The 10039-nt window shown below is 52.7% G+C and carries 7 protein-coding genes; 3 read left to right on the top strand and 4 right to left on the bottom strand.

Annotated features, from left to right (window positions below; genetic code table 11):
* Positions 1-154: 154 nt before the first annotated feature.
* Both HNQ81_RS12105 and HNQ81_RS12100 read left to right on the top strand, forming a co-directional pair.
* Positions 155-1834, top strand: a complete 1680-nt coding sequence (locus tag HNQ81_RS12105) for a class I adenylate-forming enzyme family protein (protein WP_183351559.1) — start codon at positions 155-157, stop codon at positions 1832-1834.
* A 210-nt stretch (positions 1835-2044) separates the two neighbouring features.
* Positions 2045-3727, top strand: a complete 1683-nt coding sequence (locus HNQ81_RS12100; protein WP_183351558.1) for an adenine deaminase C-terminal domain-containing protein — start codon at positions 2045-2047, stop codon at positions 3725-3727.
* Positions 3728-3895: 168 nt separating this feature from the next.
* On the opposite strand, the gene HNQ81_RS12095 is transcribed toward HNQ81_RS12100, so the two are convergent.
* The 4 genes from HNQ81_RS12095 to HNQ81_RS12080 form a co-directional block, all read right to left on the bottom strand.
* Positions 3896-5998 (bottom strand): (Fe-S)-binding protein, encoded by a 2103-nt coding sequence (locus tag HNQ81_RS12095; protein ID WP_183351557.1) that lies wholly within the window; start codon positions 5996-5998, stop codon positions 3896-3898.
* Between the two features lie 160 nt (positions 5999-6158).
* Entirely contained in the window at positions 6159-7121 is a 963-nt protein-coding gene (locus HNQ81_RS12090; protein WP_183351556.1) for an electron transfer flavoprotein subunit alpha/FixB family protein, read from the bottom strand.
* 61 nt (positions 7122-7182) lie between these two features.
* The gene (locus HNQ81_RS12085; protein WP_183351555.1) at positions 7183-7968 is read right to left on the bottom strand and encodes an electron transfer flavoprotein subunit beta/FixA family protein; all 786 of its coding nucleotides are present in this window, start codon (positions 7966-7968) and stop codon (positions 7183-7185) included.
* A gap of 128 nt (positions 7969-8096) precedes the next feature.
* Positions 8097-8609, bottom strand: a complete 513-nt coding sequence (locus tag HNQ81_RS12080) for a MarR family winged helix-turn-helix transcriptional regulator (RefSeq protein WP_183351554.1) — start codon at positions 8607-8609, stop codon at positions 8097-8099.
* Positions 8610-8824: 215 nt separating this feature from the next.
* On the opposite strand from HNQ81_RS12080, the gene HNQ81_RS17950 reads away from it, so the two are divergent.
* Positions 8825-9976, top strand: a complete 1152-nt coding sequence (locus tag HNQ81_RS17950) for a heterodisulfide reductase-related iron-sulfur binding cluster (protein ID WP_183351553.1) — start codon at positions 8825-8827, stop codon at positions 9974-9976.
* The last annotated feature ends 63 nt before the right edge of the window (positions 9977-10039 follow it).

Genomic DNA, 10039 nt, shown 5'->3' with positions numbered 1-10039 from the left:
AGATCTATACCGGCACCAATCAGATCACCCGGATGGTCACCGGCCGGGCCCTGCTGTTCACGTAACCCGGGGACAGGCCGATACGAACAGATACGGGGGCGATAACCTGATTGGAAACCGCCCCCCGTCAACAATGCCAGCCAAGGAGCATCCCATGACGCAGAATCGGCAATTTACCTACGATATCTCCATGTTTCAGGACACATTCGAAAACGACTTCACCTATATCAACGGCTTTATGCGCAACACCCACAGGTACGCCGACAGGGTTGCTATAACCTGCTATGAGCGGGACAAACAGTGGACCTACCAGGAACTGAATCAGGAGTGCAACCGTCTCGCCCATGCACTCATGAGAGACGGTGTCGCTAAAGCCGATGTCGTCATGTACCAGATGTATAACTGTGCCGAGTGGGTCTTCATCTATCTGGCGCCGCAAAAGATCGGCGCCATCAACTGTCCGATCAATTTCCGCCTTTCCTACGGCGAAATCGCCACCACCATCGACGACAGCAAACCCAGGATCTTCTTCTACGATGCCGCCGACTCGGATACCGTTGAAAAGGCGCTGAACACCGCCGCCCACAAACCCAAAACCGTCGTCATGGTCGACATGTACGGCACCGCCAAACCCTTTGCCGGCGCCGTATCCTACGACCAGTACGTGCAGAACCAGCCGATCACGGAACCTGGTATTTTCCGTCCGACCCATATTTACGACGAAGTCACCCGGCTCTACACCTCGGGAACAACCGGCAGACCCAAAGGCGTTCCTCTCAACAATATCAACGAGATTTTCAGCGCCCATGATGTCATCATGCACTTTCCGCTGTCACCGCAGGACAAGACGTTGAACATGACCCCCTGGTTTCATCGCGGCGGCCTGTATTCAGGTGGCCCGTGCCCGACGCTCTACGTCGGGGGCGGGCTGGTTCCTCTCCGTCACTTCAACGCCGCAACGGTGTTGACGTTGGCAGAAAAGTACGGGATCAACTTCCTGATCGGGGCGCCGGTCACCCTGTCGGCGCTGTGCGATGAGCAGACCAAAAATCCCCGCGACCTCAGCCGTTTGAAAGGGATCATTACCATGGGCGCCCCGCTCGAGCAGGCGGCCTGCATCAAGTTCCAGCAGATGCTTACCCCCAATATTTTCAACGGCTATGGCAGCACCGAGGCCTTCTGGAATACATTTCTCCGTCCCTACGATCTCCCGGAAATGGCGGGGTCGGCGGGTCGCTCCTGTACCGATGACGACATGGCGGTCGTCAACGTGTATGTCGACAAACTGGCGGAACCGGACGACCATGTCGCCAAAAACAACGAGGCGGTGGGCGAGGTCATCGTCAGGGCCGCCGGCAAGTGTTCCTATACCTATGTCAACCGGATCGACGAAGCCAAGGCCAAGTATTACAAGGGATGGCTGTATATCGGCGATCTGGCCAAATGGAATGCTGAAGAATACGTGACGATCGTCGGCAGGAAGGACGACATGTTCATCTCCGGCGGCGAAAACATTCACCCGACCCAGGTGGAAGCCGTCCTCAATGAGCACCCGGCGGTGAACGGCAATCTGGTCGTCGGCACCCCTGACCCGAAATGGGGGCAAGTGGTTGTTGCCTATATCGTTACCACAGGAGCTCCCGTCACCGCCAGAGAACTGGATGAATTCTGCGTCCAGCACCCGAATCTTGCCAATTACAAACGACCGCGTTACTACTGTTTTGTCGATCACCTACCGATGACGGCGACCGGTAAATTGCTGCACTACAAGGCTCGATCGCAGGCGGCGGAAGACATGAAGAACGGATTGTTTGAGAAGGTGGGGAAAATATAGCGTGAGGTTGTCAGGGTCGGAGATGATGGCCGAAACGCCCTCAGGGGAATCACACGAGCCGAATCGGGTTTGGTCACCGCCACCGGCTCGTGACGCTTCCCCCCAGTTCAAACCATTCTCCGATTGGAGGAAATCAGGTTTGGCCAGAGTTTTTGGAAGATAACCGTTGCGGCAACGGATGCAGGTTGACAATCGGGAAAGGAGAAACAGATGCAGGCCGATACCATCATCCGCAACGGGCGGGTCGTCAATGTCTATTCGGGAGAAATTCTCAGGGCCGACGTGGCCATCCGCGACGGCAGAATTCTCCACGTCGGCGATATTTCCACAGAGGGTGTAGCGTCGGACCGCATATACGACGCCGACGGCGATTTCCTGATCCCGGGGTTTTTCGACGCCCACGCCCATATGGACCTGTTCTACAACCCCTTCGCCTATGCCCGCAGCGTCCTGGCCCGGGGCACCACATGCATCTTCAACGACGGCCATGATCTCGCCGCCGCCATGGGAGTGGACGCTTTTCTCGATATCATTGCCAGCCTGCAACACGGGCCGATGACCATCAAAAGCGGGGCTCCGGCCGCGACCCCGCCGTATCCGGAAGTGGAGGGAGAAGACCTGTGGTCCATGGCCGATTTCCGTAAAGCCATGGCCTGCAAAGACATCCTGTCCGTCAGCGAGACGGTCGCCTATCTGCGGATCGTACTCCGCGACCCAAACCTCCTGGAGCGGTTCGCCCTGGCCCGCACCATGGGCAAATTGATCGAGGGCCATACCACCGGGGCCAACTGGGACCGACTCAATGCTCTGGCCTACGCTGGCGTTCTCTCGTGCCATGAGTCGTTGAACTCAGCCGATGTCACCTCCCGCCTGCGACTGGGATTTTATGTCATGCTGCGACACGGTTCAATTCGGGAGGACATGCCGAAATACATCGAGGCGGTGCACACGGCCGAGGCCTTCGACACCAGCCGGATCATGCTGGTATCGGATGGTATCTTCGCCGATCACCTCATCGAGCGGGGCAACATGGACTGGGTGGTCGCCGAGGCCGTGCGCTATGGGATCGCCCCGGTGCGGGCGATCCAGATGGCCACCCTGAATCCGGCCCGCTATTTCCACCTCGACCACGAGGTCGGCGCCATCGCCCCCGGGCGCCTGGCCCATATTCTGGTGACATCGTCTCTGGAACAGCCGACACCCCGTCTGGTCTTCGCCAGGGGAGGCCTGGTCGCCGAAGAGGGGCGACTGCTGACCGATGCATACCAGAAGGTCGATCCGGTCGCAGGCAGCCGTCCTTTCGAGATTACCGACATCCACCCCGACCGTTTCCGGATCGCGGCAAGGCCCGGCCTTGCCACGGTACCGGTGATCACCATTATCAACCGCACCGTCACCGAGGCCGAGGAAATAGCCCTGCCGGTCCGAAACGGTTTCTATGCCCCACCTGAAGACCTCCTGCCGGCTTTTCTGATCACCCGCGACGGGCGCAAGACCGGGTGCGGTTTCGTCAAGGGATTCCCTCGCGGTCTGGGCGGACTGGCCTCCACCGTCTCCCACGATACCCATGGGCTGCTGGTGATCGGGAGCAGCCCCGCCGACATGGCCCTGGCCGCCTCCGAGGCACTCAAACCCGGCGGCGGCGTCGTGTTCGTTCAGAACGGGGAAATTCGGGCCGGCATCCCGCTGCCGTTGGGCGGCCATTGTTCCCTGAAATCCGTTCCGGAACTGGCGGCTGAAATCCGGCATCTGAATCATGAAATCGAAAGGCTGGGGACCGACCTGGACAATCCCCTGTGGACCCTTGTCTTTTTAACCTTCACCTCGGTTTTGCAGCTTCGCCTGACCTATGAAGGGGTCTATGACGTACGCAGGGGAAAGATCGTCTTTTGATTTTTCACTTAGTGAATGCAAAAAAGCCACACGTGTTGAAATTTATCGTTCCGGAATCACGATAAATTTCAACACGTGTGGCCTTATCAAAACAGAGTGTACAGGAAACTCTATTCAGCGGGCCTTGATTGCATCGTCCAGGCCCTCTGGGCGTTGTCTATTTCCAGGCTACACCATATACTGCGCTACAAGTTCGGCGATATCCCTGGTCCGGACTGTATCGACCTTTTCCATTTCCTTGATCCCGTCTTCGATCATCGTCAGACAGAAGGGGCAACTCACCGCAACGGTTGTGGCCTGCAGATCGAGAATTTCCCGTGTCCGCTCAAGATAGATTTTTTTGCCTATGCTCTCTTCCATCCACATTCGGCCCCCACCGGCACCGCAGCAAAAACTTTCTTTGCCGCTTCGATCCATTTCCTTGATCCCATCACTGGAAACAGCTTGCAACACTGACCTCGGCTGGTGGTAAATGTCGTTATAGCGGCCGAGATAACATGGATCATGGTATGTTATCGTCCCTTTCATCGCCTGGTTCAGCTTGATTTTCCCTTCCTTTATAAGCTGCTCAATGAATACGCTATGATGGATGAGCTGGTAATTTCCACCCAGTTGCGGATAATCATGCTTGAGTGTATTGAGGCAATGCGGGCAGGCGGCGATGATTTTTTTAACGTTATAGCCATTGAGTGTTTCGATATTTTCCTGGGCCAGCATCTGAAACAGCATTTCATTGCCGACCTTTCTGGCAAAATCACCGGTACACTTTTCTTCCACCCCGAGAATACCGAAACTGACGCCTGCTTTCTGCAGAATCTTCACCAGACTGACAGATACTTTTTTCGCCCGGTCATCAAACGAACCGGCACATCCTACCCAGAGGAGATATTCGACGTCCGAATTTTCGGCAAGGGTTGTAACGCCCAGTCCCTTGGCCCATTCTTCGCGTTTATCATAGCCGATACCCCAGGGATTGCCGTTGCGTTCAAGACCCTTTAAAGCCGGATTCAGCTCTTTGGGATACGATTGGGCAATCAAGGTCTGTCCCTGGCGCATGGCAATAATACGCGGCACATGTTCAATCGCCACCGGACACACCTCTTCACAGGCCCGACATGTCGTGCATGCCCAGAGAGTATCCTCTGCGATAACATCGCCGACCAATTGTTTTTGACTGTTCAGGGCCAGGACCTTTTCATTCAACGTATCGGCTTCATCGCCACTGGGTTCCGCACCTGATACCAGTTTGGCCCTTTGGATAATGGCAGCTTCGTTGTCAGTCAACTCCTGCCGCAGATTGAGATTGAAATCATACAGATTGAGTGGCTTATCAGTGGTATAGGCAGGGCACACCTCCTTGCATCGTCCGCACTCGGTACAGGTGAACAGATCCAGTGCCTGTTTCCAGTCGAGCTGGTGGATGTGATTGAGACCCAAGGATTCATTTTCCCATGCCGCTTCGTCCTCCATATCGAGGAGTTTTGCCTTTTCATGGGGATAGTCCAGGCTTTTGAGATACACGTTGGGAAGGGCCGTGATCACATGGAAGTGCTTGCCATACGGCAGGAGATTGAGGAAGACCAGCTGAGTACAGATGTGCAGCCAGAACATGAAACCCATCAACAGGGCCAGGGTCTCAGGGCTGAATCCGGATATGAGCGCAGCCGTCATGTTCGATAACGGCGCCCAGAGAATTTCCGAGCCATACTGGGGATTGTTGAAGATGTGGATATCACCTGAAAAACCAGGCAATTGGACCAGGTTGAACCGCGCCCCGTCGTAGAGCAGATCAGACACCATCAAGATGCCGATCAACACCAGCACCAGATACGCCTTGAAGGTGTTATGCAATCTCTCCGGTTTGACAACGGCGCGACGATAGATTGCCCAGATGACCATGGCCAGGACAATCCCCTCGACCAGATCCTTCAACGCAACATACAGATAGCCCAGCAGATGTGGCGCGCCGAAGAGAGGGAGCTCAAATCCCTTTTGGAACCCCTCGCCGTAAAGCATCAAACTACGAATCAACAGAATGCAGAATCCCCAGAAAATGAAGGCATGCATGATCCCGGAGCTTCTTTCCTTGGCTCTGCCGACAAGACGTTGCTGGCCGACGGCCAGAACCATCATATTCTTGAAGCGTTCTTTCAGGTGGTTCGCTCTGTCGGCTGGCGCCAGGGCCTGGAGCAGCTGAATCTTGCGAACCATTGAATAGCAGAAAACACTCAGGGCAACAACAAGTAAAAAAGCCATTACTAGGGGATTCAAAACTATCTCCTCAACTCGTATGTATAGTGGAAGTATACGATCGCATCCTGCTGTAACGAAAGAGCTATTCGAAAACCGAGAAACTCAGCCCAGTTCAAATCCAGAAGATTATCCGGTCCTTCACCAACCGGGCTGAGTTTGAAAGCGTTACCAGAAGAGACTACTTTTTGATGTTCTTTATCTGCTGACGGAGAATCGGAACCACTTCAAAAAGATCCCCTACTATGCCGTAGTCGGCAACATTGAAGATCGGTGCCTCAGGATCGTTGTTGACAGCCACAATGACCTGCGACCCGGTCATACCCGAAAGGTGCTGGATCGCACCGGAAATGCCGACGGCGATATACAGTTTCGGGGCCACTATTTTTCCTGTCTGGCCAACCTGTTTGTTGTGCCCCATCAAGCCACTGTCGACCATGGCTCTGGAAGTTCCGAAACCGGCACCAAGATCATCCGCCAGCGCTTTGACCAGATCAATACCTTTTTGATCTTTGACACCGCGCCCGACTGAGACGACAATGGCGGCATCACCCAGATCGATATCTCCGCTGGCATCAGCTATCAGTTCCTTGACCACAGCCCCCAGATCAGCGGGCGGCGCTGCAAGACGGATGACTTTTTCGCTGCCGCCGGCGCCCTCGGCCGTCATCTCAAAAGCCCCTGCCCTGACAACTGCAACGAGTTTTTCACTGTTTATTTTCACCCGCTGTATGACCTTATTGGCTATGGCAGGTCGTGTTATTTCGATATTGTCCCCAGTTGAGGTCACATCGGTAATATCAGTTGCACAGGCCACGCCGAGCCGGGCAGCCACCCTGGGCGCAACGGCTTTACCGCTTTCTGTTGAAGCGAACCAGATCTGGTCGGCGCCGAATTGGTTTGCCGCGTCGACGATACAGGAGGCGTATGGGGCGGCTGAAAACAGTTCCAGACCTAAATCATCGGCAACATATTGACTCTCAGAGCCGGCACTGACCAGGCCAGGTATCAAGGCTTCCAGATTGTTGCCGATAGCAACGACAGCAGTCTCGGCACCGATAGATCTGGCTTTTGCCAGAAGTTCTGCCGTGCTGCGCTTCACCTCACCTCGCTTGATATCCGCAATTACGAGTACTTTAGCCATAATCTTCTTTTCCTTGTATAAATGTATTTAATTCAATGACATCGTAATTGACAGGTTGTCTTTATAAGACCTTGGCCTCATTCACTAACAGATCGACAACCTGGGCGGTGATTTGAGCGGCATCACCTTCATATTTTTTTCCGGCCTTACGCGCCTGGGATCTACTGAATTCGACAATTTCAGAGCGAATGTCCTTCCCTCCAACCTCGTCTAAAGAGGTGCCGAGTGCGGCCAGATCCATGACATCGATCTTCTTTTTCTTGGCCATCATAAGACCACGCATTTGCGGCAGTCTCGGTTCATTGATACTGTCGCTGACCGTGACAACCGCCGGCAACGTCACTTCCACGATCTCCTTGCCGCCGTCGCCCAGCCGCGTCGCTTTTATGTGCTTGTCGTCTATTACGTCCATGGCGACTACGTTGCTGACGCAGGGTATCCCAAGGTTCTCGGCCAGAATTATTCCGGTTTGACCATTGTCGGTGTCCTGGGCCTGTTTGCCGGTTATGATCAGATCGTAACTTCCCTTTTCGCAAACCTTTTGCAGCACCCTGGCCAGGACAAAGGAATCCGCTCCGGCAAGCAGCGGGTCATCGACCTGGACACCGTTGTCAATACCCATGGCATAACCGCGACGGATAATCTGGATGTTGTCATCGCCGCCGCCAATACTGACCAGCGTTGTCTCCGCGCCATTGTTTTCCTTGAGCTGGACAGAGGCTTCCACCGCATTTTCGTCCCAGGCATTCATGACATACTGCAGCCCCTCTTCGACAATGGCCCCCGACTCCACGCGGATGGTCAATTCCACATCAACCACTTTTTTTACGGTAGTAAGAATTTTCAAAATATCCTCCTGCTCTTTTATCAAGCATTGTTGGGAAAACAGCGATCATCCAAGATACCAATATTATATTTTGCATAACATGTTAATATATTCGGCGTCAACCATTTTGTTCTCAAGGAAACTAACTTTTAGCGTCGGAAATCCCTGTAGACCTTTTTCAAGTCTTCAAACAAACTTTTTTTCTTTTGACTGGAAAATTCATTCAAGTAGCTGCTAATTTTAGATAAATGCGCTTCTTGGATGTTTTTTAGTATGCGTGATCCTTTGGGGGTAATTTCAAGAACTGTAATCCGCTCGTCACTGGGATCCTGCTTTCTCAGGAGTAATCCGATTTTTTCCAAGCGCTGGGTGACACCGGTAATATTGGAACTGGACACCAGCATAATCTTGCTGACTATATTCACCTTGTTCTGGCCATTCTTAGAATTATTCAATATTCTCAGAACGTTATACTGAGAAAAAGTCAGCCCATAATTTTTATAGGTGGTATCGAGATCCTTTTTTACTGTCTCGGAAGCTCGCAACAGGACAGCAATGACCTTTTCGTCAAACTCCATATTATTTTTATAGTTGTATTCACCCCAATCACTTTCGTTGGTTTCCGTTGAGCTCGTTTCCGCTGGGTTGATTTCCGTTAGCATGGCATCATCCTTATTTCAGTATAGAACAACAATAATTACAATTTGTTATAAAATTTCAACGAATCAGCATCAAGGGCTACTATAGTCTCCATGTCAGCCGGTTTCAATGGAGCAGATTTCGGTGCTTATTTTAGTCTTGACACCCATTAATGATTAATATATCATTTTGTAACATGTTAATCAAACGTTTAAACTGAGAGCGAGGACATAACAAAGTGGAAACCATTGCCCCTTTCAAAGAAGTAGTCGAAGAGATAGAAGATGCCGGCGGACAATCACAGAGATTCTGCTTTCAGTGCGGCCTGTGCGACACAGTTTGTCCCTGGAATAAGGTAAGGCAATTCAGTATGCGTAAAATCATACGTGAGGCCACCTTTGGTCTGACCGAAATCGACGGTGAAGACATCTGGCGATGCACCACGTGCGGAAGATGTCCGGCGCAATGTCCAAGAGGAGTCAACCAGATTGAACTCGGCGTTTCTCTGCGGCGGGTTGCTGCCGGCTATGAAGTCTTCCCGGCATCAGTCAAGTCTGCTCGCACGGCAAGGGCGAGTCTTATCTCGGAAGGGAATCCGTTGCAGGTAGAGCGGCAAAAACGAGGGGATTGGGCCAAGGAGTACGCTGTCAAACCGTATTCCGAAGGAATGGAGGTGCTGTTTTTTGTCGGCTGCTATCTAAGTTATGACCCGAGAATGAAAAAGGTTGCAGCTGCCACTACCGAGATTCTCAAAAAAGCAGGGGTTGATTTCGGCATATTGGGCAACAAGGAAAACTGCTGCGGAGAAAGTATCCGCAAGTTCGGAAGTGAACAGGTGTTCACGTCCCTGGCCAAAGAAAACATCAAGACCTTTATCGACCATGGGGTAAAGAAAATCCTGGTCTCGTCCCCCCACTGCTACCACACTTTTAAAAACGAATATCCCGAATTCATGGTCAACTTTGAAGTTGTCCATGTCAGTGAATATCTGCTGGAACTGCTCAACCAGGGACGCCTCCAGCTCAACCATCCCTTTGAGAAGAAAGTCACCTATCATGATCCCTGCTATCTCGGCAGGCACAACAATATATATGACCAGCCCCGTACCGTCTTGACCAGGATAGCCGGACTTGAACTGGTTGAGATGGCCGAATCGCGCCGTGACAGCCTGTGTTGTGGTGGTGGCGGCGGACGAATATGGATGGACACGCCACAGGACCAGAGATTTTCCGATATCAGGTTGAATCAGGCGGTTCAAACTGGCGCTCAGGTGCTGGCAACCAGTTGCCCATATTGCATTACCAACTTCGAGGAAAGCCGCCTCAACCTCGAATATGGTGACTTGCTGGAAATTAAAGATATTACAGAAATAGTCCAGGAAGCAATGTAGCTTGGGCCAGCAAACGGATGAAATACATCCTGAGAGTCTCAATAGTGGATTTTCCGGTTGGTT

It is taken from the genome of Desulfoprunum benzoelyticum (assembly GCF_014201505.1).
Classification (GTDB): domain Bacteria; phylum Desulfobacterota; class Desulfobulbia; order Desulfobulbales; family Desulfocapsaceae; genus Desulfoprunum; species Desulfoprunum benzoelyticum.
The sequence above is the reverse complement of the archived record's forward strand: the minus strand, read 5'-3'. Positions and strand labels throughout refer to the sequence as shown.